Raw genomic sequence first — 25,355 nt, forward strand, 5'->3', positions numbered from 1 at the left:
AGAAGAAGGCAGAAAGCAGAAGGTAGAATATTGGAGGTAGAAGGTAGAAGGTAAAAGGTAGAATATATCGGAGGTAGAAGCAGCCCCTTCCTTGAGTAGAAGGCAGAAAGTTGTTTCTTTCTTCCCTAGATAAATCCTTCACTTGTACCAGCAATCTTGGGTTCTGTCTAAAATCTAAAATTTCAAATTTAAATCTATAGCAACAGCCAAGACAGTGAGGACCTTCTTAATTGCTGAAACATAAGCGGTAGATTACTTTTTACTTCTTCCTTATGTCTTTTACCTTCTACCTTGTGCCTTCTTCCTTCTTCCTTCTGCTATAAAAACGAGTGAAGCCATGTACAGCCTAGATATTAATTTTCTCAACGACCGTCCGGACTACAAACCAGTCACAGTAACCAAAAGCTCAGCTAAAAAAAGTTCCGGTGGAGCCAAAGACCAACTGCCCATATTTGGGGCGGTGCTGTTTGCCCTTGGCATCAACGCCGCAGTCATGGGCGCCTGGTGGTGGGCTACTAACGAAAATAACAAGTTGGCCCAACAACAAGCCACCATCGACCAAGAACTGGCAACGTTAAACACTCAAGCCAACGTCATCAAAGCCATCAATGCCGAAACCGACCAAGTTACCGCCGAATACAAAGCATTAGCAGGAGTATTTGACCAAATTAAACCTTGGTCGGCGATGCTGCAAGACCTGAGTGTCCGCACTCCGGCGGGAGTGCAAATTGGCAAAATCGAGCAAATCGACCCCAGTCCCTCCCCCGTGGCAGCAGCACCCCCTCCCCCCGCAGCCACCCCCGCAGCCAGCCCGTCCCCAGGGGCGAGTCCGTCCCCAGCCAGCCCTACCCCGGCTGCCGCTCCCCCCCCCGTCGTCCCCCAGCAGGCAGCAAAAGTACAAATTTCGGGGATCGCCAGTACCTTTGCTCAAGTTAACGACTTTATGCTGCTAGTCCAGCGCTCTCCTTTCTTCCTCAACACCGATACCAAACTGGTAGCGGCCACATTAAAGAACAACCCCGCACAATTACAAGTACGCAACCAAAACGCAGCACCACCAGAACTTCCCAAACTGCGACCGGTGGTGGAATATAAAATTGAAACGACGCTCAGCCCGACGGGGGCCTCCGAGTTGCTCCCCGAGCTGCGAAGCAAGCAAGCAGACGGGCTCGCAATACGGATAGAAACACTTCAAGAAAAAGGAGTGCTAGAACCACAAAAACCAGAGGTGAAAAAACAATGACAGCAAATCAGTTTATTCCCAGCGGCGCACAAGCAGAAGAGACAGGAGCTCAGGAAATATTCGGCATTAAGCTGACACCCCAAGTCCAAGCAATCGGCATCGCCGTTCTCGGTCTCGGAATTGCCGGCTACCTCGGCTACCAGTTCGTACTGCCCGAATTCCAAAAAAGCGGCGAATTCCAGCAAAAACTTAGCGAAAGCAAGCAAACGCAACAGCAATTGCAAACTCAAATTCAAAAAAAGGCAGAAGCAGAAGCCAAGCAAGAAGAAGCAAAACAGCGTCGGGCCAACGTGACGGCAATGTTTGCCAGCGACGCCAGCGCCAACACGCTTTTGCTTGACATGACCCAACTGGTTAATAGAATCAACGCCGGCGTGCAAGGAGATGACCTCAAGGCTAAAATTACCAAATTTGAGCCGGATATGCCTCCAGCGGCAGCAACCGCCGCGCCGGGAGCTCCAGACCCTGATATTCTCGCCGATACTTCCTTCGGGCCGTCCCTCGCTGGCAAGCTCAGACGGAAAAAATTTAAGGTAGAGTTTGAAGGCACTTTCGCTCAAACCCGCAATTTTATGCGTAACTTGGAGTTGATGCAATCGCTGTTGGTAGTGAGGAATTTGAAATCTGAATTGCTAGCATCAAATCAGCCCATTGAAGTTGACTTTTTGAAAGGGAAAATAGTCCCTGTGGAGCAGCCGCCAACTAAAATTAAAACTGCTTTTGACTTGCACGCGCTGCTGCCGTTAAAGCAAGAAGAAAAACCGCCAACTCCGGCTCCGAGTCCTGGTGCTAAGTAGCCGTAGTTGGGCGGAGAGATATTAGCTATTCCCAATGGCTCTTTCACAAGAAGTCAGAAGGCAGAAGGTTGAAATGGGAAGATTGAAGGTAGAAGTCAAAAAAGTATGAAGACCAGAAAAATATTTTTTAGATGGCAATCAAAAATTGGCTCTAAAATCTAATTTCTTCTAATACCAGTTTCCAAAAGTAATGGAACTCTATAGAAATCCTTGCAGGAGTCGTAATTTTTTTACCACACCCCAACCCTCCCCTTACAAAGGGGAGGGAGTAAGAAATACACAAATGATGCGAGGATTGCTGTAGGATAGCTTCTAACCCCTATGTCATCAGTTATTCCCAATCGAAAATCTCAAATCGAAAAGGGCATAACTTCTTCGTTTAAAAAGGCTCGAATCGAGAATATTTTAGTCAGTTTAGCAGCTAGCGACAAAAGACTGCGAACAACAAATAACAAAGTGTAGTGGAGGAGAGAACGTGAAACAGCATCTACGGTTAAGTGGAGGACTCTTATGCAGCGTTGCAGGAGTTGCGATCGCCCAAGCCCCCGTCTGGGCAGCGCCGACTCAGGTCACAGGAGTGCAAGTAAGTCAAGGCAATAATGGCGTAAATATTGTGCTGGCGACAGAAAAGGGCGATCGCCCGCAAGTTTTCGCCATCAATAACGGCAATACTTACCAAGCCACAATTGTTAACACCCAGCTTCGCTTGCCACAAGGCAACAGCTTCCGTCAAGATAACCCCGCTCCTGGGATTTCTTCCGTAGAAATCAGCCAGGTAGAGGCTAACAGCATTCGCGTTGTGGTAGCCGGCACCAACGGAGTTCCCAACGGACAAATTGTGCCCGGACAAGGCCAAAGCATCGTTCTGAGCGTTGCCGGAGAGGGCGGTACAGCACAGTCTGCCCAAACTGTACCCCCGCCGCCTCCGGGACTGCCGCTGAGCCAAACCGCTCCCCGGCCGGCTCCCCAAGTCCGCACCTCGCAAAACCCAGGGGTGCTGCTGCCAAATCCCGAAGTTACTGTTACCAGAAACGATCGCCCGCCCCTCCCCAGCGAAATACAATCCCAGACAAATCAGGCTGCACCTTTCCAACCGCGGGCAGTGGCTCCGCCCTTGGGAGATATCGCAGTGTCTAACATCGCCCCCGGCGCGGGAAATATTGAACTGAGTTCGGGAGAACGCATCCCCCGCTTGGTGCTGCGGGATGCCCCAGTCCGGGATGTTTTGGCTCTGCTGGCTCGCGCGGCAGGCTTGAACATTGCTTTTACAGGTGGCGGGGCCCCTGCTCAACCTGGCCAGCCCGCAGTGCCTGGTCAGCCCGGAGCCTCCGGCTCAGATGAAGGGCCAAAGATTTCTTTGGACATCGAAAATGAGTCGGTGCAAGATGTATTTAATTACGTGCTACGGCTCAGCGGACTGCAAGCTAACCGCCAGGGGCGGACGATTTTTGTAGGGACTAGCTTGCCGATAGACTCACGCAATATTATCATTCGGACTCTGCGGCTCAATCAAGTTCGCTCTACCGATGCAGCTAACTTTTTGAGCGCTCAAGGCGCGGAAACTCAACTTCCCATTACTCGGGTGACTATTCAAAGCGTGGGCCAGGGAAATGCCGCGCGGGATGTGGAAATTAGGGAACCCGACATTAAGGCGATCGGCGCTAGGGAAGGCACGGGGCCGCTCTTGCTGAGGGGGCTGTCGGTGCTGGCGGATTCTCGGCTCAATTCCATCACTTTGGTGGGCGACCCGCGCAAAGTTGACATGGCTGTGGCTTTCTTGACACAGCTAGATTTGCGTCGCCGTCAAGTGGCTGTCAACGTCAAGGTGATCGATATCAACTTGTCGGGAAACAACACCAGTAACACCAGCTTCTCTTTCGGGATTAATGACAGTTTCTTTGTCAATGACGGCGGGGCGGCGATCGTCAATTTTGGCGGCATCAATCCGCCCAATGGCACGGCTGTAACTAGTGGCATAGCTAATCGGCCGATTATTGAGAACCGAGACATTCCCACAGAATTCAGGGATACTCCTTTCTACGATGCGAACGGTCGGCGTATCGTGCCGTTTACAGGTCAAGGTCTCGAAGGCCCCGGCAAAGGTGTGTTCCTCCAGCCGATAAATCCAGTTACTAATGACCCCACGCGAGTTGGAATTACGAATTACGAGCCAGGATCGACGACAGGCTCAGGAAGTGCAGCTTTCGGCCTGTTCCCGCTGTTCCAGTATCCAAGACGTTTTCTGTCTAACCTGCAAGCAAGTATTACCAGCCAGAATGCCAAAATCCTGACTGACCCGACTTTAGTTGTCCAAGAAGGGGAAACGGCGAATGTGAATATCACCGAAGAAGTGGTTACTAACATTCGATCGGAATCGCAGACAACAGCAGGTCAAACTACCAGAACGGTGACGGCAGAAAAAGGCCTGGCAGGTTTGCGGTTGGGAGTGGCGATCGATCGCATCGACGATAACGGTTTTGTCTCTCTGCGAGTCAACCCAATCGTCAGTGCGATCGGCGCGCCTGTAGCCCTGAGCACTGGCGCAGGAGAAAATAACAGTATCACCCTGCTGGCTGAGCGCTCTTTGCAGTCGGGGCTAATTCGCCTGCGGGACGGTCAGACTTTGATTGTTTCGGGGATTATCCGCGACCAAGACCGGGTTACAGCGAGGAAGATTCCGATTTTAGGAGATTTGCCGATTATCGGTTCGCTGTTCAGGAGCACTAATAAGATCAACGAGCGGGCGGAAGTGATTGTATTGCTGACGCCGCAGATTTTGGATGATAGCGATCGATCGAACTTTGGCTACCAAAACAACATCAGTCCCGACGCCCGCCAACTGTTGCAGCGCAGCCAGCCCGTCCAGCCGAGACAGTAGGAACCAAGGAAAAATGCCTTGCTGTCAATTTTCCACGCTCTTTCCCCTGAGTCCGACAGTCCGACAGTCCGACAGGGGTTGAAACCCCTGCCTCAAAGCTAAAGTCCTCTAAAAGAGGACTAAAGAACTCATTAGTCCTATGCCATTGGACTATAAATCACTCTTTCAGTCGTCTGAAGACGACTTCAGCTATGAGACAGGGACTTCAGTCCCTGGCAGTGGAAAAATGCCTTGCTCTCAACTTTCCCTGCTCTTTCCCCTGAGTCCGCCTGCTCTTTCCCCTGAGTCCGACAGTCCGACAGTCCGACAGGGGTTGAAACCCCTGCCTCAAAGCTAAAGTCCTCTAAAAGAGGACTAAAGAACTCATTAGTCATATGCCATTGGACTATAAATCACTTTTTCAGTCGTCTGAAGACGACTTCAGCTATGAGACAGGGACTTCAGTCCCTGGCGGGTTTAGGGAGAATGAAACAGCCCTGCCCCGCTGGCGAAAGAAAGAGGGGAAAGAAAGAAGAAAGAAGGAAAAAACTTTTCCTTTAGCCCTTGACAAATTACATTTTATTCCTTCTATTTCTTTTTTTTTTAGGCTTTCAAATCCACCGAGGCGACAAATCTTCTCTCCAAGGTGGTATTTTTTTACATAAATTTTGGGATTAATTAAAAAAAATTAGCAAGTTCCATATAAATTAAAGGTTCCACCGATCCATAACGGTCGGCAAGACTTTAGAATAATGCAGTGAAAATTAGATGCTGTGGGGTTTTCAGCACTTAGAAACAAAAATTCCTTTTCTGACCAATTACCCTAGGGTAATTAGTATTCAGCAGGAGTTGTGATTCGGGGAAGCGGACGGGAGCAATCGGGAACCACCCAAACCTCCCAATCCACACCTCAATCCAGTTGATCGCTCACGGCTAATAGTTGAACTAACTCTGTTTAACGTAATTTTGCAAATCCAGAAGGAGTTCGCAATGAACAAAGGTGAATTGGTTGATGCAGTCGCGGAAAAGGCTAGCGTGACGAAAAAACAGGCAGATGCTGTTTTGAGTGCCGCCCTTGAAGCAATCATGGAAGCTGTCTCCGATGGCGACAAGGTGACGCTGGTCGGTTTTGGCTCGTTTGAGTCGCGGGAACGCAAGGCCCGCGAGGGTCGCAATCCCAAAACTGGCGACAAGATGGAAATCCCGGCAACCAGAGTTCCTGCATTTTCCGCAGGGAAGTTGTTTAAGGACAGAGTTGCACCGCCGAAAAACGCGGAATAGCTGGCGAACTGAGTCTTGATTAGACCTGTACACGGTGGGAATTTAGCTTGGGCAGCCGCACTGGCAGGCTGCCCTGCCTCTGCTATTCTCGATTTTTCTGCCAGTATCAGTCCTTTGGGCCCTCCTGAGTCGGCCCTGGATGCGATTCAAGCACACTTGAGCAGTCTGACGGCTTACCCAGACCCGGATTATGCAGAGCTCAGGACTGCTTTGGGTGAGGCTTTGAATGTTGACCCGGATTGGATTTTGCCGGGGAATGGTTCGGCGGAATTGTTGACTTGGGCGGCTTGGGATTTGTCGAAGCTTCCGGCGACTTATTTGGTGACTCCGGCTTTTGGCGATTACTGGCGGGCTCTTTCGGCTTTCGGGGCGAAGGTGCTCAAATGTCCTTTGGATCTCCAATTGTTGGACGCGGAGGCTGTTCGCCGATTAGTAACGGATGATTTGTCGGTTTCTAACCGTTCCCTTGTCTCCCCTTCTTTCCGTCTCCCGGTTCCTCTTGCTCTCGATGCCGAGAGAGGTTTGCTTCTGAACAACCCGCACAATCCTACGGGTTTGCTGTTTGGTAGGGAGGCGATTTTGCCTTATGTGAAGCAGTTAGGTATGGTGGTGGTGGATGAGGCCTTTATGGACTTTCTACCGCCTTCTGAGCAGGAAACTTTGATCGATGCTGTTGAGGAGTTTCCGAATTTGGTGATTTTACGATCGCTCACTAAATTCTATTCTCTGCCGGGACTGCGCTTGGGCTGTGCGATCGCCCATCCCGATATTCTGCGTCGCTGGCAGCAGCAGCGCGATCCTTGGCCTGTGAATGCTTTGGCTGCTGCTGCTGCTGCTGCTGTGGTTCGAGATGCTGCTTTTGAGCGGCAAACCTGGGATTGGCTTCCTGTTGCTCGCCGAGAGCTATTTGAGGGTTTGGCTAATTTACCGGGTTTGCAAACTTTTCCAGGCGCGGCTAATTTCTTGTTGGTTGAGTCGTCTATGTCGGTTTCTTCTATTCAAAAAAGTCTGTTGGAACGACACCGGATTTTGATTCGGGATTGTTTGAGTTTTCCTGAGTTGGGCGATCGTTTTTTTCGGGTGGCTGTGCGCTCCAGGACGGACAATCTGCAGCTGATTGCTGGACTTACGGATGTGATTAGTCGTTAACTAGGAAATTCATTTCACGCCAGCATCAAAGATTTGGCGTGAGATGAATGCCAGTGAGTTTAAGACTGCACATCTTTGATACAGCGGGTGAACCGCAGATGTAAGGCAGATAAACACAGATAAACGCAGATAATTTCAAGAATTAAGAGCTAAGGAAAGCAATTCAAGTCTGCTGACTACTGACTATTGACTACTGACTACTGACTTCTTTATTTATGCTTGACTATGATTTAGTGATTATTGGTGGAACTCCGGCCGGACGTTATGCTGCTTTGACTGCAACTAATTTCCCGGCTCGCGTTGCTTTGGTGGAACCGCTCAGTAATCCCCAAGATTTGCCGACTGGGGGGAAAGAGTCGATCGACCTTGGTTTGAGATACAGCCAAACTTTGAGGGAGGCTGCTCGTTTTGCTCAGCAGATAACCCGCCAGCAGTTGGGGGTGCGCTGGGAAGTAGCTAATTCCTCCATGCCGATCAAATTAGGGTTTGACGGGGTTCTCAAGTGGGCCGAGGGTGTTGTTTCTAATTTGTCAGAAATTGACGATCTCGGCGTTTTGGCTGCTCGCGGTGTCGATGTTATTTTTGGCAGCGGCGAGTTTGTGGCGAAACCGGATTTGGCTTTTGTTGTCGGCGGGCGAAAATTGCGATCGGTTTGTTATTTGCTAGCTTGTCCAACTCTGCCGGCAATTCCCAATATAGAAGGACTTTCGTCTGCTGGCTTTTTTACTTCGGAAACTGTCGGGGAATTAGCCAAACTTCCACAGTTGCCTAAAAGTTTGGCTGTAATCGGCGCAGATCCCAGCGGTGTCGAAGTGGCTCAAACTTTTGCTCGATTAGGGGTTACTGTTACGCTTGTGGTGAAGGGTTCGCACATTTTGACGAAAGAAGACCGAGAGGCTGCTGGCTTGGTTCAAGCTGCAATGGAAGCTGAGGGAGTGCGAATTCTGACTGCTACTGAGGTGACTCAAGCGAGGGTGATTGATGGTAAGAAGTGGATTCAAGCTGGGCCCAGGGCGATCGAAGCTGAGGAGATTTTTCTGGCCACGGGCCGCCAGCATCATTTTGCATGGTTAAATCTCGAAGCCGCTGGGGTTAAATTCAGCGATCGGGGGGTGATTTTAAATGAAAAGCTGCAAACAACTAATCGCCGCATTTACGCGATCGGCGATCTTGCTGGGGGTTATCCGTTCCCTCACATCGCTAATTGCGAAGCTGCGGTTGCTGTGAAAAATGCTTTGTTTTTGCCGATGTTTCAAATAGATTATCGCGGGATTCCTTGGGCGATTTTTTCTGACCCGCAATTGGCGAGGGTTGGCTTGACTGAAGCGCAAGCAAGGCGCCGTTTTGGAGACGATCTCATTGTTTGTCGCGAATATTTCAAGAATGTTGAAAAAGCTCAAATGTCCGGGGATACAACTGGTTTTTGTAAGATTGTGGGGCGTCGCAACGGGGAGATTTTGGGAGCAAGTATTGTGGGGCCGCAAGCTGCTGAGTTGATTCACGCGATCGCTTTGGCTGTGCGTCACGGAATGAAGGTTGAGGCGATCGCCGAACTTCCTTATATTTGGTCTAGTTTTTCGGCAATTAACGGTCAAACTGCTGCTGTTTGGGAGTCGCAGCGCTTGGGCAGCAATACTTTTATGCAGAATTTGTGGGAGAATTTGTTTCACTGGCGCAGGTATTGGAAGTAAAAAAATCAAAGGGGTAATGGGTAATTCGTAATTGTAAGTATGTGAGTGGCAAAATATAATTGACTTTGGCTAGTTCCATAGTCTACTTATGAACTTTGGCATTTAATGCCTGATTCACTTATTAGAGTGGGGCAGCTTGTTTTGGCATCTCGACAAATAATTGGGCTGGCGCTCCCATGAATCCCAATTTATCCCAAATCTGACACACAAACTCAATTTTCTCTGCTTTACGCTTTAAATTCCGCTTTCCTCAAATTGTATTAATGATATTAAATTATCACCTCAACTATACATTAACATTTAATAGGCGATCGCATACAAGCATCGGTGTCAAAAATACTCTTAAGTACCTGATTAGTCTCTTAAATTCCTCTTCTATCAACTGCTGTCCTTCACTCAGCCTTAGCCTCCTTCATTTTCTACTTAGTCTTAACTCAAGTATAAACAGCTCTTACATAAACAATTCAAGTATTGTTTTAAACTCGTGCTTTCATAAGTTGAACCACAAAGTATATTAAGAAAAATGTAATACACTGAATACCACAGCAGATAGAGCGACAATAGTAGATATCAACTCTCAGAAACTTCAGGCTTTATAGAAGTAGTAGGAATACGTAGGTATGACTAGCATCACAAATCTTTTTCTAGGATATCACATAAACGAGCAAATATACGCAGGTAATCGAACTCTAGTTTATCGTGGCATTCGCTCGGAAAATGGGCAGCCAGTCGCGATCAAACTGCTGCGAAATGACTTTCCCCGCTTCAACGAACTGGTTCATTTCCGCAACCAGTACATCATTGCTAAAAACTTAGAGATCCCTGGCAGTGTTAAGGCATACAGCCTGGAGACTTACCATAACCACTATGCTCTGGTGATGGAAGACTTTGGCGGAATTTCCTTAAGTAACTATCTTGCTAGTCTCGCATCCGAGAGCAACGAACCCCTAGAATGCTTGCCCGTTAACGAGTTTCTTCCGATGGCGATTCAAATTGCCAACGCCCTTGACGGACTTTATCGCCACCACGTCATCCATAAAGACCTCAAGCCCGCCAACATTCTGATTAACCCCACCAGCAAAGAAGTGAAGCTGATTGACTTCAGCATCGCTTCCCTGCTGCCTCGCGAAACCCAAGAAATTCAAAATCCTAACGTCCTCGAAGGCACTTTACCCTACATATCTCCAGAACAAACTGGCCGGATGAACAGGGGTATTGACTACCGCACAGATTTCTACTCTTTAGGAGTAACATTCTACGAATTACTAACAGGAAAGTTACCATTTCAAACAAATGATCCAATGGATTTGGTACACTGCCACCTCGCCAGACAACCTATCCCAGCCTCAACGATCAACCAGAGTGTTCCATTGGTGCTGTCTGAGATTGTCAGCAAACTGATGGCGAAGAATGCTGAAGCTCGGTATCAAAGTGCGATCGGACTCAAGTTTGATTTGGAAACTTGTTTATCGCAGTGGCAAGAGACAGGGGCGCTGACTAACTTTAAAATAGGGGAGCGAGATTTGTGCGATCGCTTTACTCTTCCAGAAAAATTATACGGTAGAGAAAGGGAAGTATTCTCCCTGCTAGCGGCCTTTGAGCGCGTCAGTGAGGGAAGCACCGAAATGATGCTAGTTGCCGGTTTCTCCGGCATTGGCAAAACCGCTGTTGTCAACGAAGTTCACAAACCAATTGTGAGACAGCGAGGCTACTTTATTAAAGGCAAATTTGACCAATTTCAACGCACCCTTCCCTTTTCAGCATTTGTCCAAGCTTTTCGCGATTTAATGGGACAATTGCTGTCAGAAACAGATGCTAAAATTGAAGAATGGAAGTTGAAAATTTTGGCAGCTTTGGGCGATAGCGCTGGGGCGATCGTTGAAGTCATTCCCGAACTCGAACGTATTATCGGCTCACAACCCCCAGTCCCAGAACTTTCTGGCAGTGCCGGTCAAAATCGCTTCAATTTGTTGTTTGAAAAGTTTATTCAATTATTCACAACAAAAGAACATCCTTTAGTGATTTTCTTAGACGATTTGCAATGGGCAGACTCAGCATCATTGAAGTTGATGCAACTGCTGATGAGTGCTGCCGATAACTGCTATCTCTTATTAATTGGAGCTTATCGAGATAACGAAGTGTTTCCAGCACATCCCTTGATGCTGACCTTAGCAGATATTCAAAAAACTGAAGCAAAGGTGAATGCGATTACCTTAGCTCCGCTCGATCGAGCCGACGTAAATAGTTTAGTAGCCGATACTCTAGCTTGTTCTACAGCGTTGGCTCTGCCTTTGACAGAACTCGTTTATCAGAAAACCCAAGGCAATCCATTTTTCAGCACACAATTCCTCAAATCATTGCATGAAGATGGGCTAATTAAATTTAATTTTGAAGAGCGGTATTGGCAGTGCGATATTGCCCGAGTGCGAACCTTGGCACTAACAGATGATGTAGTAGAATTTATGGCACTTCAGTTGCGAAAGTTGCCAACCCAGACACAGGCAGTTTTAAAGTTAGCTGCTTGTATTGGCAATCAGTTCGATTTAGGGACTTTAGCAATTGTTGATGAAAATTCGCCCGTAGAAACCGCAACAGCTTTATGGAAGGCACTACAAGACGGGCTAATTTTACCCATTACCGAAGTTTATAAATTTTATCAAGCAGAGGGGTATAGCGAATCGGTAATCGGTAATGGGAAGGACTCTGACCAATTATCATTTACCCATGACCAATTACCCAAATATATGTTTTTACACGATCGCGTCCAGCAAGCAGCCTATTCTCTCATTCCTGAAGACCAAAAGCGATCGACTCACTTAAAAATCGGTCAACTGCTGTTAGAGAAGACGCCAGAAGCCGATCGAGAAGAAAGAATTTTTGATATTGTCAACCACTTAAATGTGGGAGTTGAGCTAATTACTCAGGAGTCACAACGGGAGCAATTAGCACGCTTGAATCTGGTTGCTGGAAAGAAAGCCAAAGCTGCTACCGCTTATGCTGCTGCGGTTGAATGCTTCAATATTGGCAGGAAATTACTGACAGAAAATTGTTGGCAGAATCAATACGAACTAGCCTTGGTGCTGTGTACAAAAGCAGCAGAAGTGGCATATCTCAGCGGTGATTTTTACCAGATGAAAAAATTAGCCGCAGTCGTGGAAAACAGCGCCCAAACGCTGCTGGACAAAGTAAAAGTGTACGAAGTCCAAATTCAAGCTTATATAGCTCAGAACAAGTTACTAGAAGCAGTTAATACGGCGCTACAAGTCTTAAAGCTGTTGGAAGTAGAATTTCCTTCTAAAGTGAACCCGTCAGATATTGAGCAGGCACTAGGGGAAACTGCGTCAATTTTGAATGGCAAGCGAATTGAGGATTTAATTGACCTGCCTCAAATGAGCGATCCCTATAAACTAGCAGCTATGAGACTTTTATCCAGTATCTTTGCTGCGGCATACATTGCTGCGCCAGAACTGGTGCCTTTGACGGTGTGCAAACAAGTAGATTTATCTGTCCAATATGGTAATGCTTCGGTGTCTCCGTTTGCTTATGCAAATTATGGTCTTCTGCTTTGCGGAGTTGTGGGAGATATTGATTCGGGTTATCAGTTCGGCCAATTGGCTTTAAATCTATTGTCGAAGTTGAATTCTCAAGAAATCAAAGCCAAGACAGTCGTTATGGTAAATATATTTATCCGACCTTGGAAAGAGCATCTGAGAGAAACCTTAGAACCTCTGGTATCAGCTTACTCTACTGGAATGGAGACAGGAGATTTACAATATGCTGCCTTTGGTCTAATGCTGTACTCCTATTTTGCTTACTTTAGCGGCAAAGAACTGACTGTCCTGGAAAGAGAGATGGCAATCTACAGAAATGCTCTTCATAAAAGTATGCAAACAACAGCGCTTCATTATCACGAAATTTATTGGCAGGCTGTCTTAAATCTTCTCGACAATAGTGGAAATAATTGCTGCTTAAAGGGCGAAGCCTGCGATGAGCAGATCAGGTTGCCACTGCTCCAGCAAGCAAACGACAAAACGGGACTTTACTACATATATTGGAACAAACTTTTACTTAGTTACTGGTTTGAAAATTACTCAGAAGCGATTGAAAATATTGCTTTAGCAGAGAAGTATTTGGACGCAGTGGTAGGATTGCCTCTTATTCCTCTCTTCCATTTTTACGATTCTCTACTGAGGTTGGCGGTGTATTCTTATACTCCACAGTCAGAGCAACAGGGGATTCTTGACAGAGTACAAGCTAATCAAGAAAAAATGCAAAAATGGGCATATCATGCCCCCATGAATCATCTGCATAAAGTCTATCTAGTAGAGGCAGAACGGCATCGGGTTTTAAACCAAAAAATAGAAGCGATCGAGATGTACGACCAAGCGATCACTCTTGCTAAAAAAAACCAGTACATCAACGAAGAAGCTTTAGCTAACGAACTAGCCGCTAAATTCTACTTGGAATGGGGAAAAGAAAAAATCGCAAAACCGTATTTAATTGATGCTTACTATGCTTACGCTCGTTGGGGAGCAAAAGCAAAGATTGACCATCTAGAACAGCGCTATCCTCAATTGCTTGCTGTGATCCTGCAACAGGAGCGAACTCGCCAGAATCCGAGCGAAACAATTCACACATCCACCCATAATGAATCATCCGTATCTAACACGAATAGAACAATTATAGGTAGCACCAGCAGTTGGGGCTTAGTAGATTTGCCGACAGTTATCAAAGCTTCTCAAGCTCTATCTAGCGAAATTAAACTCGATCAATTGCTCACTACCCTGATGCAAGTGGTGGTGAAAAATTCCGGAGCACAAAGCGGAGCATTAATTTTGAATGAAGAGGGAAACTGGAGGCTCAATGTCCACTGCACAAACCGTCAAGACTGCCTTCTGCAATCAATTCCGGTTGAGGAGAGCGAAGTAATTCCTCTGAGCCTGCTCAACTACGTCAAACGTACAAAAGAAACCCTGATTTTTGATGATGCTAGCAATCAACCAAGATTTGCATCTGACCCCTACATAATCCAACACCAACCTCAGAGTCTGCTTTGCACTCCAATCAACGAGCGAGGGAAAATGATGGGGATTTTGTATTTGGAAAATAATTTAGCAACAGGGGTATTCACTGGCGATCGCGTCGCCATCCTCAATATCCTGTGCTCGCAAGCAGCAATTTCCTTACAGAACGCCCGCCTGTATCAACAATCTCAGGAATATGCCCAAAAACTAGAGCAATCTATCCAGGATCTCAAACAGATGCAGTTGCAATTGGTGCAGGGTGAGAAGATGTCTGCTCTGGGAAATTTAGTGGCAGGGGTAGCCCACGAAATTAACAATCCCGTAGGCTTTATCGCCGGCAACTTGCAACCGGCTCAAGAATACGTCGGGGATTTATTTAATTTGATTGATTTGTATCAAGAAACATTTCCCAATCCGGGAGGGGCAATTGAAACAGAAATTGAGGATATAGACTTGGAGTATTTGCGAGAAGATTTGCCGAAATTGATTGGCTCAATGAAGGATGGAGTCGAGCGCATCCGCAATATCAGTACGAGTTTGAGAACGTTTTCCAGGGCAGATAGCGATCGACCCGTTTCTTTCAATATTCACGACGGACTCGAAAGCACTCTCCTGATTCTCAAGCATCGTTTAAAAGCGAGCGAGTTTCGCCCTGCCATTGAAGTTGTGAAAGAGTATGGTGATTTGCCCCTCGTGAAATGCTTTCCCGGCCAGTTAAACCAGGTATTTATGAACGTACTGGCTAATGCCATTGACGCTCTGGAGGAGTCAAATAAGGAACGCAGTTTTAGTGAAATTAAAGCCCTACCTAATCAAATCACTGTTCAAACTGCTCTGGGCGAAGACAACAATCAGGTTTTGATTCGCATTAAGGATAATGGAGTGGGGATGTCAGCCGAAGTCAAGGAAAACATCTTTAACCACTTATTCACAACCAAGTCTGTGGGTCAAGGAACCGGATTAGGATTGTCTATAGCCCACCAAATTGTTGTGGAAAAACATGGAGGTACATTAGTAGTGAATTCCTCCTTGGGGCAGGGTTCGGAGTTTGTGATTTCTATTCCAGTATGAGCAGTTCGTGCTAGGCTTTTACCGGATAGAGCACCGCCTCCCAACTCGCAACCTCGTTATTACAAGAAAGAGGATACGGGGAACGGGAAACAGACTCTTTTGCTCTCAGGCTAGGAACTAGCGACTACCAACTAGGGAAACAAAAAATCTAGGCTCATTCCCCCATACTCCGTCCGCACCTTATTAGTTAGTGATAGAGGCAGCGGTTTACAACCGCCTGCTTTACAAAAACTCTTCCCTGTTTTTGTTCTCGGTTTCGAGTTAAGAATTCCCTTGAGATTCTACGCATCTACCTTACCGAAACGAAAACGGCTATCATGCTACTGAGATTGTGGAGTTTAATTTCATAGCTGAAAACTCTATTTGAATTAACTCGTTTTTGATAGAACGATCGCTAACATCATAATGTGCGCAGCGCGGGCCCTACGTTGAAGTTTGGGTTAGATAGGCAGCGCGCACCCTACATTAATAAGGTGCGCGCTTGCCACTTGAGGCTTAGATGTACGGAGAGGGTGGGATTTGAACCCACGTTAGAGTTACCCCTAAAGTAGATTTCGAGTCTACCGCATTCAACCGCTCTGCCACCTCTCCAATAGATTTGAGATGTGAGCTAAAAGTATTTTACCGCACAGTGCGCCACATTGTAAATCTTTATAAAAAAGAAGTTTGATTTTCTTCAGATTCCAGAGTGGTCTTAAATCCCCCTGCTGGAGTCCACTGGAGGGCTCCGTCGCGCCCTGTCCAGAATATCTGGGTTTTGCTTTGACGCAGTTGGGCTGCGGTTTCTGGGTCTATTTCGTTAGCAGATGCGATCGCCACTTGCGGCCCAACTGCGCCCAATAACTCAGCCGTCAGGGCTTTTCCTGACCACCACAGCACTTGAGCCGACTTCAAGGTTCCCGTTGCTGCCAATTTTTTTTGTACTTCCGGTGTCATTTCACCCAGGAGCAACCAAGTTCGATTTCCCACCAGGAATTCTACCACCGGAATCTCCGCATTCACCAACTGCAACCGCGTCGAACCCATATCAACTGTACTGCTAGTTTCTAAAGGAATATAAACGCCTTGGCGTGATTGCACAGCCGTCATAAATTCGTGATTGCTGCCACGGTGAATTTGTTTAGGAGCATTATTATCATAAAATGTTTTAAGTGGCAAGCGTTCTAGTAATTTTCCCCAACCACCGCTCAAACCTAAATGACCGTGAGTGGCGATCGCAAAATTCACAGAATTAACTCCTTGCTGCTGCAAAAAAGGCAGCACTGTAAACCTCACGGTATTTTCATCACCGCTATTAATTAGCGCCACTTTTCCCCTATCTTGAATTACTAAAACTGGATCGCCAGATGTTGCCAGCAAAGTAACTTGAAATAAAGATGCTTGAACGTGCCAAGCTGGCAAAACTATGATACTTATTCCCGCCACCAGCGCCAGCGGTAAAATCCAAGCCGCAGAAAAAACCGGCAGCGCAATAACTCTGCTTTTCCCCTTCTTCCCTTTCCCTTTTTCCGGGTTTTTCCCTCTGACTGCTTCCGGCTTCCGTCTTTTTTCTTCCTTCCTTTTTCTATCCGTTACATCCCGTACATTGCTCCTTGCAGAACTTCCCCCGATCCAAACCCAGCAAATTAAACTGTAAAGCGCTATTAGCTGAAACACCGATACTTGACCGACAGCTACCGAATTACCCGGTAATTGCGAGAAATATTCGGCGATCGCAATTAACCCCTTTGCCGGATAATCGAGCAGTTGCGCTAAAACACTGCCAGCGGGCGGAAAAATCAATCCAGCTAAAGCGCTAACCATCCCCCCAATACTCAAAATCCACAGCAAAGGAGCCGCAATAATATTAACAAAAATGCTGTAAGGTGATACCACACTAAAAACATAAAGTAACAGCGGTAGCACCCAAACTGAAGCGGCGATCGGAACCACAACAATCGAAGCGATCGCGGGAGGCATCCAGTCCAACTTTGCCATCAGCGGGGGCGTTGTCACGATTAACCCCAAAGTCGCCAAAAAACTCAGTTGAAAACCTAAATCCCAAATCCACAAAGGGTTAACCAGCAGTAAAATAGTAGCAGCGATTAACAGCAATCCCAGTGGCTTAACTGCGCGGTTGAGAACCAAAGCAAATAATGTTCCAAATCCCATCAAAGCGGCGCGGCAGACAGAAGCTTCAAAGCCAGTTAATGCCACTAGCAAAAATAAAGCACCGACGCCAAAACTAAATTGTAATTGTTTGGAAAAACGTCTGGTTAAACCTATAACTAAAGCCAAAACCATTGAAACTTGAGTGCCGGAAGCTGCGATCGCGTGGGCTAATCCAGCCTGCACAAAATAGTCGCGGATATTGTAAGGTAAATCTACTGCTTGTTTGCCGAGGGCGATCGCACTGATTAAGGGCCCTTCGGGAACATTTAACTGCGATAGTTGCGATCGCACGATCCGCTGCCGCATAGCTTGAATTTTCGATGGCTGCATCCCGCTGGGCTCCAAGAAAGCAGCCGTTTGGCTGTTAACTCGATTGACATCCGCAATCGCATTTTCTCTCCTCCAGTCGATTTGACGGCCTTTTAGCCCTACAAAAGCTCCTTCTCTGGCTAAATATGTTTGAAAATCAAAAGCCCCCGGATTCGACGGTGGCTGCGGTTTGTACAAGGAACCCACAACTGCGATCGTATTGTCGGCGTACAAACCCGTTGCTTGCAGGAGGGGCACTGTAACGTAGAGTTTGCCGGATACTGGGCGGTTTACAACTGCTCCTCCCTCGCCGCCGTTGATTTCGCTAACTAAATCTGTTTCTAGCCAAAATTGCGATCTACCCGATCGAGTCAATCGAGGCGTACTGACAACTCTACCGCGAACTGTCACTGCCACTTCTTGAGTGTTCCCGCCAGCCGGAATCAGTTTGCTGATGTCATCTACTGCCGGTTGGGGCGATCGAACTGCAAAATAAATGCTAGCTAGAAATGCCACCAAACCCGCCACTACCCACACCCATTTCGCTCTCGGCAGCATCTCCAGCAAACTCAACTCTTCCCTCGCATCTAAGGGTGCTTCAAGAGCATTATCTTTTTGTCTGCTGCGTCTTTTCTTAGTAACTTTAACGGAATTTTTAGTAAAATTTCGCAACAATTTTGGCAGGGCTATCGCCACGGCTATTCCCAAAGCAAGTATCCCGTATCTACCCCAAGGAACCGCTGTAGAAATCAACCCCAAAATGTAGGCAAGACAGAAAATGACACCCGTTGCTTGATTCATTAATTAGTAATTCAGAGGGGGAATATTTCAGGGAAACCGATGCAGGAATTATGCACTCCTTACCCAAGAAACCGGGTTTTTCAAGCGGAGTAAAAAGCTAAACGCCGTGTATTTAGATCGAAAACCCCGTTTCTGGCTACCCCTGCGTAAGTTATGGGAAAATTTCTTTCCTTACATTCTTTCCCTTCCCCTTCCCCTTCCTCTTCCTCTTCTAAATAGACAGCCCCAATTTTAAACCGAAAGCCGCGTGCAGCACCATAAGTGCAAGGGCCGTCGTGCCTAAATAAGCGTGAACCGCGCGCAGTCCTACCTTGCCACCCCCAAAACCCGTTAGCGAAATCAAGCTGCCAACAGCCAATAAAACCAGCACTGCCGAACCCGTCCAAAAATGCGGACTTTCCATGACAGGCTGGTGCTGCATCACCAGCGACAGCAAGCCGCCTGTATAACCCAAAGCTAGAAACAGAAACATCCACGGTGCAAGCTTGCGGTGATCCGAGCGACTTTTGAGTGCGACATCTTTATCGGTAGCCAAACGTCCCTGCCATCCCGTATAGCCGACAAAACTGCCCATTGCCACCACCACTATCCCCATCATTACAGGGTGTCCCCAATGGGTAATTGGTTCGGGAATTCCCAGACTGCGAAATTGACTGGCGATGGGTTCTAGTAGTTCGCTGAGATTTATCATTTGCTTGAGATTCCTAACTTCGCGATCGCTAATTTTGATTTAACCAACAACTTACTCTAAATAGCAATATATCGATCGCGATTTTCAATCACTGTTTCCAGCCAGAAGTCTGTATAAAATAAAAGAGCCGGACACAGGAGAAGTGTATTCCCTAGCCTCAGCCGGGCAGCGGCCATTTCAGTTAATTTGAGCTGACCAGTATCCAGTTTTTTGTCCCCACACCCGTAAGAGGATGCTATTGCAGACGGCGCTATGATTAAGCCTTACCGATTTTTGCAGCGAATTGCTCAACTGCTCGCCTACGCTTACTCCGCACTGATTGTCAGCTATCTGATTCTGAGACTGATCTTTTGGGACAGGCTGTGGCCGATTGCCTTGATGGGGGATTTTGTTCCTTGGATTTTCTTGCCCATCTTCCTGCTGCCAATTCTAGGGTTTTTTATCATCAAGAAACGCTGGTTCGCGATTCTTTCCTCTGTGGCCGGCATCTGCTTGCTGGGTTGGCTACACGTCACCTACTTTTCTCCCCAGTCGGCGAACATCAGTGACTCCCAGCCAACCCTCAAGGTTTTTTCTCTCAACCTCGGCTGGCATCACAAATCCCCACAAGCTTTGGTCAACCTAATTGAGGAAGAAAAACCCGACCTCATTTGTTTGCAAGAAATTAAGGAGGATTACGCCAAAGAAGTATTCTCTAAGTTGGTCGCATTATACCCGCACCACCTGGGGCGCGGATACCATGTGATTCTCAGCAGATATCCCATTCGCTCTTTCCAAAAGTTAAAGCTAGCCGATGGGAACGAACCACAGGAACGAGCTATTATCGGAATGAACCAGCAAGATGTAGTTCTTTATAACATTTCAACAACCCCACCGTGGTTTCGCAAGCATAAAATTTTGCCTTTCCTCAAAATCCCAGTTTACGAGTACGGCGACCGACCGGCACAAATTCAAGATTTACTGCGACGACTCCAGAAAGAAACGCTGCCGACTATTGCCGCCGGGGACTTTAATCTGACTGACCAGTCTCAAGACTACTATTATTTGAAAGCGGTTATGCAAGACGCTTTCCGAACAGCAGGAGTGGGTTTTGGCTTTACTTTTCCTCACGGGTGGGATCTGAGTTTACTGGTTAAACAGTTAAACTGGAAATTAACTTTCCCCCTGGTGAGGCTTGACTATGTTTGGTATTCTCACCACTGGGGGGCCAAATCAGCCAAGGTTTTACCGCCAATGGGTTCAGAGCATCTGCCGGTGTGGGCAGAACTGCGGATGCAACCGAAATTGGGACGAGTGTAGGGAGTACACAACTCTTTTGTGGGGCGACTACAAGGGCATTGGTGTCAATTTAAGCTCCGGGCGGAGATCGTGATACTGTTGGCGAATCCGTGAAGGGTGACTCCTCACATTTGCTCCCATCACACCCCTCTTAGATCGTGTTCGGATAATTGCCCGCAATTAATTTTTCTATCCTTCTTCCTCTTTCTTCTTCCTTTTTTGGGTACTTGACGTACTTGGCGTTTTGGCGGTTCATTATTAAACCCCCAAAGAAACAAAATATTGATTCGCCAACAGTCTCATGGAGTTCGCGACTATACAAACAGGGAATTTTAGACAAATGAAGATGTTTTCAACAAAGCACAGACTAAATGGCTCGAATTAAGCCTTACCGACTTTGCAGTTGACTCCTAAATCGCCCGTATGCCATAGCCCTCGGTCTGCGCTTCACCCAATCTTCACAAACTCATCCTCACTGTAGATGTTAAATTCTACCTCCCTGCTTAAAGTTAATTTCAATTCCTTGACTTTTGAATGCCAAAGTGAGAAATTAACATCGCAGCCGACGAGCAGTCGCACTTCTAAATTTTGCTAATGGCTCTCAAGGGAGAATCAACTGCTGAAAAAAAACTAGAGGTTCCAAGTTTGACACTTTTTGGATAAAGTATGCCGTCTGCCCGATGAGAGTTCGATCGACTGAGCGTCTCAAGGCACCCTGAGAGCACCCTTGTCAGTTGAGCAGCCATCGCTGTGCAACACCTGAACCCTCTCAACGAACTCGCTGGGGATTCGGTTGTAGCAGACAAGCACCGACTTTCTTGCGTCGCCTTTCTCGGAACCGTGCAATCGCTAAACTCGCTGCGCCGTCGCTAAAGTAGCTTCCGAAGGTTGGATTTGATACTTTACGAGATTTGCCAGTTCTTGTAACTGATTAATCGCTTCTGCACCTTCTAGTTTCATGAGTTCGCGGTCGTCCCGCATCTCAGTCCAAGTGATACCGTAATCTGACACTAAAAATCGAATCAGATGGTTGTCCGTCAAACTGACCATAAATGAGGCACTGTTCATCTGACCCCCGCAAGTGTAGCAGGATGCCAGATAACCCCGATGCTCTAGCACGATCGCTAAAGCTTGGAGGTTCATTACCAGATCTTGAACGAATTTACGGTGTTGTTCTGCAAGTCTCAGAAACACAGTTCTCCTCCTATCACCACACCGTGTATTTTACATCCCATTTAATAATTTCTTAATAAGTGGGTATTTAGGTGCTGGTTCAGTATACGTTTAGTATGCTCAAAAAAAATCGGATTAGCGACCTCTTCAGCCTACCTATACTACATTAACCGAGTTGTGGTCGAAACGCAGTATCAGCAGCGACATTCAGCCTAAACAGGCTCTCGCGGGGGACTCCAGCCGGAAAATTTGCCTTCTGTCATGGCTGATTCAGCCGTCGGAGAGCCAAAGATACAAATAACTAATGATAGCAATCAAATTAGTTAAGTATAAGAGTTCAATCGCCCTGCGGATACTCGTCCCAAAGCGTCGTCGTCTGCCGCAAGCTCCGAAAATCCCCATTCCCCAAAATCAAGTGATCGAGCAGCGGAATCGACAAGAACTGCGCTCCGGCCAGCAACTGTCGCGTCAAAGCAATATCCTCCGGGCTTGGCTCCACAATCCCGGAGGGGTGATTGTGCGAGATAATCGCCCGCGTCGCCCCTTGGCGGATCACCTCCCGAAATATATCCCGTGGGTGAGCCAAAGTTTCCGTGGCTGTGCCGATCGTAATTACCTGAGTTCCCAGCAGCCGATTTTTCACATCCAGCAGCACCACAGCAAAGCGTTCCTGAGACTGCCACATCAAATCCTGACTCAGGGCATCCGCCGCCGCTTGCGGAGAGTCAACCACAGCCATTTCCGGCGGTCGCGACTGAAATACCCGCTTCCCTAACTCCACTGCAGCCAAAATCGAAGTCGCCTTAGCAGGGCCAATCCCGTGAATCTGCGTCAACTCCTGAACGCTAATAGTGCGTAGCACAGCCACAGGATCGCGGGAATGCAAACTCAACTGATTTAAAATATACTGTCCGAGCCCGACGGCGGAAAGTTTTCCGGGTCCCTGACCAGTACCCAGGAGAATTGCAATCAATTCTGCAGTCGCCAAACTTTTCGGCCCACCCGCCATCAACCGTTCCCGTGGCCGTTCACTCGTTGGCAAATCGACAATTCTCAAGCTGTAAGTCATAGCTGCACCCGCACCGCAAGCTCAACAATTACATGATTTTAGCCGATCGATTTGCGTTCTTCAATTCGTACAATCACCCAAAAAAGCCTTCATCATTAGCCGAGGCTGTTGGCAGATTAAATCTAACGCAGCGTTTCGCAAGCGATCGAGTCTCGATCTCGATCGAGCTTAAACGGATCGCCCGGATATGCCTCTAAAACTCGCTGCGCTTCAGCTTGATTCGCAAAGTCAGAACAGTTGCAATCCGAGTTAACGCAACTCGGAAAATCGGCACTTTTAACCTTCGGTTTAGAAGACTCATAAATAACTTTCTTGGTATCTTCCTTTGGGTGCTGTGTATCAAGAGCAATCTCTGCGGTTCGCTCAACAGATTTGACTGAAGATGGCAATTTGCGATCGGGCACTGGTTTGACAAGTGCAGGTGTGGCAGCAGAAATGGCAGGTTTCGGTGTTTGTGGCGGCGTTTTCACAGTCTTTGGGTTGGGTGTCTGCACTGCCAAAAGCGGTGACAGCTTAGCGGTTTGAGATGATACTAGCGGAGCGCTTGGGGCCGGAAGCGCCACTGAAACTTCCTGAGATGGAGGGGGTGCGGTGACGCCAACAAGCACAAACGAAGCCGCCATCAACCCCCCGTACATCGCGATCGATCGCTTGCGGGTTGGTGCGCCAACCCATTTCGGATTAACAATACCTAGGAAGAAGGCAGGGATAGACAATAGAAAGCTTAAGACGAAAAAATTAAACATAGCGATTTTTAGCAGTAAAAAAGAGAAGTCATCCAGGACGCAGCAACCGGGTTTCTTTTACCAAAATCCGAGGTAAAGCACGAATGATATCGGTTTAAACAAACTGAGTTCTTTAATCCCTGTGCGTCAGTCCTGAGAAGTTAACTTGCTTATTTATCTGCCGGTCAACTCACAAATCCCTATGATTTACGAAGTAAACTAGAATGTTGGACACCAGGCCATGGTGCAACCGGGTTTCTGAGTGTATTTCTCCTTACTAAGCCCACGATTTTTCCCTACAGTTCGCGATCGCACTCCGACGCCTATAAACCGGGGTTTTTAATTTCAGTAAATGAGTAGAACCAAGTATTGTTCTTAAAAAACTACGTTTCTGGCCCCAACCGGCAGTAAGTCCTGGTAAAATTTCTTGTAATGCTGCCAAAAAAGTGAAATGCATACCCAGCTACCTTCAGCGCAAAGGTTCGCTTACCCTAAATTCTAGCGATTCAGTTGAGGCCAGCAGCCCCGATGAAACTGGTTGTGGCGCCTTGGGTGCTGTAAGCCCAAGCAAAACGAACGAAACTGCCATCAAGCTGCCGTACAAGGCACTCGATCGCTTGCGAGTTGCCAGTCCCACCCATTGAGGATTTAGCAGACCCAGACAAAAAGCCGGTGTGGAAAACATGAAAGTTAATACAAACAAGCTGGACATCACGCACCTCCGACTACCGAATTGCAGCGATTAATTACTTTTATCTCCAATTAATAGCTCACAAATCCGCTTAAAAAAGTGGTAATTTAGGATTTATAACTTGAGAATTATTCATGTTTATCAAACAATAATAAATTTTCTTAAATCTATTACTTTAGGTAGTGGTTAAAAAAATAAGAGGTTTCTAATGAAGTCAAAAATTTAGCTTAAAATAGAAACTAAATTCCTTACTCAAAATATGAAAGTCCGCTTTAATGTAGTGCGCCAAAATCAAAACGAGGCTCCCCGGGTTCACACTTACACCCTAGATGTGGAAGAGAGCAATACCATCCTAGACTGCCTCAACAGTATTAAGTGGGAACACGACGGCACTTTAGCTTTTCGCAAAAATTGCCGAAATACAATTTGCGGCAGTTGTTCTATGCGAATTAACGGTCGCTCAGCATTAGCTTGCAAAGAAAATGTAGGCAGCGAACTGGCAAGACTGCAAAAAATAGCCGATTCCAGCTCAGCAGAAATACCTACCGATTTCATCCCAGAAATCACCGTCGCCCCAATGGGAAATATGCCGGTTATTAAAGATTTGGTTGTTGACATGACCAGTTTTTGGGACAACCTAGAAGCAGTTGAGCCCTATGTGAGCACCGCCTCGCGATCAATTCCAGAACGCGAATTTCTGCAAACTCCAGAAGAGCGATCGAAACTCGACCAAACCGGCAACTGCATCCTCTGCGGTGCGTGCTATTCTGAGTGCAACGCCCGCGAAGTCAACCCGGCATTTGTCGGCCCCCACGCCCTCGCCAAAGCTTACCGCACGATCGCCGATTCCCGCGACAGCGAAACCGAAAATCGGCTCGAAAAATACAACGAAGGCACCGCAGGCGTCTGGGGATGCACCCGCTGTTACTACTGCAACTCGGTTTGTCCGATGGAAGTCGCGCCGATGGATCAAATTGGTAAGATTAAACAAGAGATTCTCGATCGCAAAGACGACCAAGCCAGTCGATCGATCCGTCACCGCAAAGTCTTAATCGATCTCGTCAAAGAAGGCGGCTGGATAGACGAGCGCAAGTTTGGCATCGAAGTAGTAGGAAATTACTTCCGCGACGTTAAAGGTTTGCTGAGTCTGGGCCCGTTAGGTTTGAGAATGATCGCTCGCGGCAAGTTCCCGCTGTTTTTTGAGCCTTCTGAAGGTACCGAAACGGTGCGAAATCTGATTGAATCGGTTCAAAGCCTAGAAAAGTCAGCAGATTAGGCATGGGCTGTCATTTTCCTGGTAAATTACAAGTTGTGCGATCGTAAAGCTTCCCAAAAGTCATCACTCAAAACTCGA

The 25,355-nt window shown here is 47.2% G+C and carries 15 protein-coding genes and 1 tRNA gene; 9 read left to right on the forward strand and 7 right to left on the reverse strand.

All coding sequences use genetic code 11. The annotated features are described in order from the left end of the window. The first annotated feature begins 337 nt into the window (after positions 1-337). From QUA27_RS07725 to QUA27_RS07755, 7 genes are all read left to right on the forward strand, one after another. A complete protein-coding gene (locus tag QUA27_RS07725) occupies positions 338-1,243 on the forward strand; it encodes a PilN domain-containing protein (protein WP_333067300.1) in 906 nt (301 codons plus the stop codon). Next, positions 1,240-2,040 carry a pilus assembly protein PilO gene (locus QUA27_RS07730; protein WP_333067302.1) on the forward strand — a complete coding sequence of 267 codons (801 nt, stop codon included), beginning with the start codon at positions 1,240-1,242 and terminating at the stop codon, positions 2,038-2,040. Before QUA27_RS07725 ends, QUA27_RS07730 begins: the two co-directional genes overlap by 4 nt. Positions 2,041-2,515: 475 nt before the next feature. Then, entirely contained in the window at positions 2,516-4,918 is a 2,403-nt protein-coding gene (locus QUA27_RS07735) for a secretin GspD/PilQ domain-containing protein (protein WP_333067303.1), read from the forward strand. A 951-nt stretch (positions 4,919-5,869) separates the two neighbouring features. Next, positions 5,870-6,178: a non-specific DNA-binding protein Hbs gene (gene hbs, locus QUA27_RS07740; RefSeq protein WP_278187376.1), complete on the forward strand. Its 309-nt coding sequence runs from the start codon at positions 5,870-5,872 to the stop codon at positions 6,176-6,178. Between the two features lie 15 nt (positions 6,179-6,193). Beyond that, positions 6,194-7,327 (forward strand): threonine-phosphate decarboxylase CobD, encoded by a 1,134-nt coding sequence (gene cobD / locus QUA27_RS07745; protein WP_333067304.1) that lies wholly within the window; start codon positions 6,194-6,196, stop codon positions 7,325-7,327. Positions 7,328-7,542: 215 nt separating this feature from the next. After that, positions 7,543-9,018: a dihydrolipoyl dehydrogenase family protein gene (locus tag QUA27_RS07750; protein ID WP_333067306.1), complete on the forward strand. Its 1,476-nt coding sequence runs from the start codon at positions 7,543-7,545 to the stop codon at positions 9,016-9,018. A gap of 620 nt (positions 9,019-9,638) precedes the next feature. Beyond that, a complete protein-coding gene (locus QUA27_RS07755) occupies positions 9,639-15,113 on the forward strand; it encodes a trifunctional serine/threonine-protein kinase/ATP-binding protein/sensor histidine kinase (protein WP_333067307.1) in 5,475 nt (1,824 codons plus the stop codon). A 504-nt stretch (positions 15,114-15,617) separates the two neighbouring features. Here QUA27_RS07755 and QUA27_RS07760 read toward each other — a convergent pair. The 3 genes from QUA27_RS07760 to QUA27_RS07770 all read right to left on the reverse strand — a co-directional run bounded on the left by QUA27_RS07760 (position 15,618) and on the right by QUA27_RS07770 (position 19,065). Next, a tRNA-Ser gene (locus QUA27_RS07760) sits at positions 15,618-15,704 on the reverse strand. A 60-nt stretch (positions 15,705-15,764) separates the two neighbouring features. Continuing rightward, entirely contained in the window at positions 15,765-18,374 is a 2,610-nt protein-coding gene (locus QUA27_RS07765; protein ID WP_333067308.1) for a ComEC/Rec2 family competence protein, read from the reverse strand. Positions 18,375-18,585: 211 nt separating this feature from the next. Continuing rightward, on the reverse strand, positions 18,586-19,065 hold the full coding sequence (locus QUA27_RS07770; RefSeq protein ID WP_333067309.1) for a DUF4079 domain-containing protein: 480 nt from the start codon (positions 19,063-19,065) through the stop codon (positions 18,586-18,588). Between the two features lie 252 nt (positions 19,066-19,317). Here QUA27_RS07770 and QUA27_RS07775 point away from each other — a divergent pair, with 252 nt between their 5' ends. After that, positions 19,318-20,364 (forward strand): endonuclease/exonuclease/phosphatase family protein, encoded by a 1,047-nt coding sequence (locus QUA27_RS07775; protein ID WP_333067311.1) that lies wholly within the window; start codon positions 19,318-19,320, stop codon positions 20,362-20,364. Positions 20,365-21,192: 828 nt separating this feature from the next. Here QUA27_RS07775 and QUA27_RS07780 read toward each other — a convergent pair. The 4 genes from QUA27_RS07780 to QUA27_RS07795 form a co-directional block, all read right to left on the reverse strand. After that, positions 21,193-21,537 carry a DUF1815 family protein gene (locus QUA27_RS07780; RefSeq protein WP_333067312.1) on the reverse strand — a complete coding sequence of 115 codons (345 nt, stop codon included), beginning with the start codon at positions 21,535-21,537 and terminating at the stop codon, positions 21,193-21,195. Between the two features lie 316 nt (positions 21,538-21,853). Next, positions 21,854-22,585, reverse strand: coding sequence for a RadC family protein (gene radC, locus QUA27_RS07785; RefSeq protein ID WP_333044167.1), 732 nt, complete (start codon positions 22,583-22,585; stop codon positions 21,854-21,856). Between the two features lie 122 nt (positions 22,586-22,707). Beyond that, complete coding sequence (locus QUA27_RS07790; protein ID WP_333067314.1) at positions 22,708-23,331, reverse strand: excalibur calcium-binding domain-containing protein; 624 nt, start codon at positions 23,329-23,331, stop codon at positions 22,708-22,710. A gap of 448 nt (positions 23,332-23,779) precedes the next feature. Then, on the reverse strand, positions 23,780-24,022 hold the full coding sequence (locus QUA27_RS07795) for a hypothetical protein (protein WP_333067315.1): 243 nt from the start codon (positions 24,020-24,022) through the stop codon (positions 23,780-23,782). Between the two features lie 238 nt (positions 24,023-24,260). On the opposite strand from QUA27_RS07795, the gene QUA27_RS07800 reads away from it, so the two are divergent. Further along, positions 24,261-25,277: a succinate dehydrogenase/fumarate reductase iron-sulfur subunit gene (locus QUA27_RS07800; RefSeq protein WP_333067316.1), complete on the forward strand. Its 1,017-nt coding sequence runs from the start codon at positions 24,261-24,263 to the stop codon at positions 25,275-25,277. The last annotated feature ends 78 nt before the right edge of the window (positions 25,278-25,355 follow it).

The organism is Microcoleus harperi Pol14_C6, from assembly GCF_036701295.1.
GTDB lineage: Bacteria > Cyanobacteriota > Cyanobacteriia > Cyanobacteriales > Microcoleaceae > Microcoleus.

Bases quoted from the DNA above. Each gene is read 5' to 3' on its own strand.
- QUA27_RS07725 (WP_333067300.1), top strand. From the start codon at position 338: ATGTACAGCCTAGATATTAATTTTCTCAACGACCGTCCGGACTACAAA.
- QUA27_RS07730 (WP_333067302.1), top strand. From the start codon at position 1,240: ATGACAGCAAATCAGTTTATTCCCAGCGGCGCACAAGCAGAAGAGACA.
- QUA27_RS07750 (WP_333067306.1), top strand. From the start codon at position 7,543: ATGCTTGACTATGATTTAGTGATTATTGGTGGAACTCCGGCCGGACGT.
- QUA27_RS07755 (WP_333067307.1), top strand. From the start codon at position 9,639: ATGACTAGCATCACAAATCTTTTTCTAGGATATCACATAAACGAGCAA.
- QUA27_RS07765 (WP_333067308.1), bottom strand. From the start codon at position 18,374: ATGAATCAAGCAACGGGTGTCATTTTCTGTCTTGCCTACATTTTGGGG.
- QUA27_RS07770 (WP_333067309.1), bottom strand. From the start codon at position 19,065: ATGATAAATCTCAGCGAACTACTAGAACCCATCGCCAGTCAATTTCGC.
- QUA27_RS07775 (WP_333067311.1), top strand. From the start codon at position 19,318: ATGATTAAGCCTTACCGATTTTTGCAGCGAATTGCTCAACTGCTCGCC.
- radC (WP_333044167.1), bottom strand. From the start codon at position 22,585: ATGACTTACAGCTTGAGAATTGTCGATTTGCCAACGAGTGAACGGCCA.
- QUA27_RS07790 (WP_333067314.1), bottom strand. From the start codon at position 23,331: ATGTTTAATTTTTTCGTCTTAAGCTTTCTATTGTCTATCCCTGCCTTC.
- QUA27_RS07795 (WP_333067315.1), bottom strand. From the start codon at position 24,022: ATGTCCAGCTTGTTTGTATTAACTTTCATGTTTTCCACACCGGCTTTT.
- QUA27_RS07800 (WP_333067316.1), top strand. From the start codon at position 24,261: ATGAAAGTCCGCTTTAATGTAGTGCGCCAAAATCAAAACGAGGCTCCC.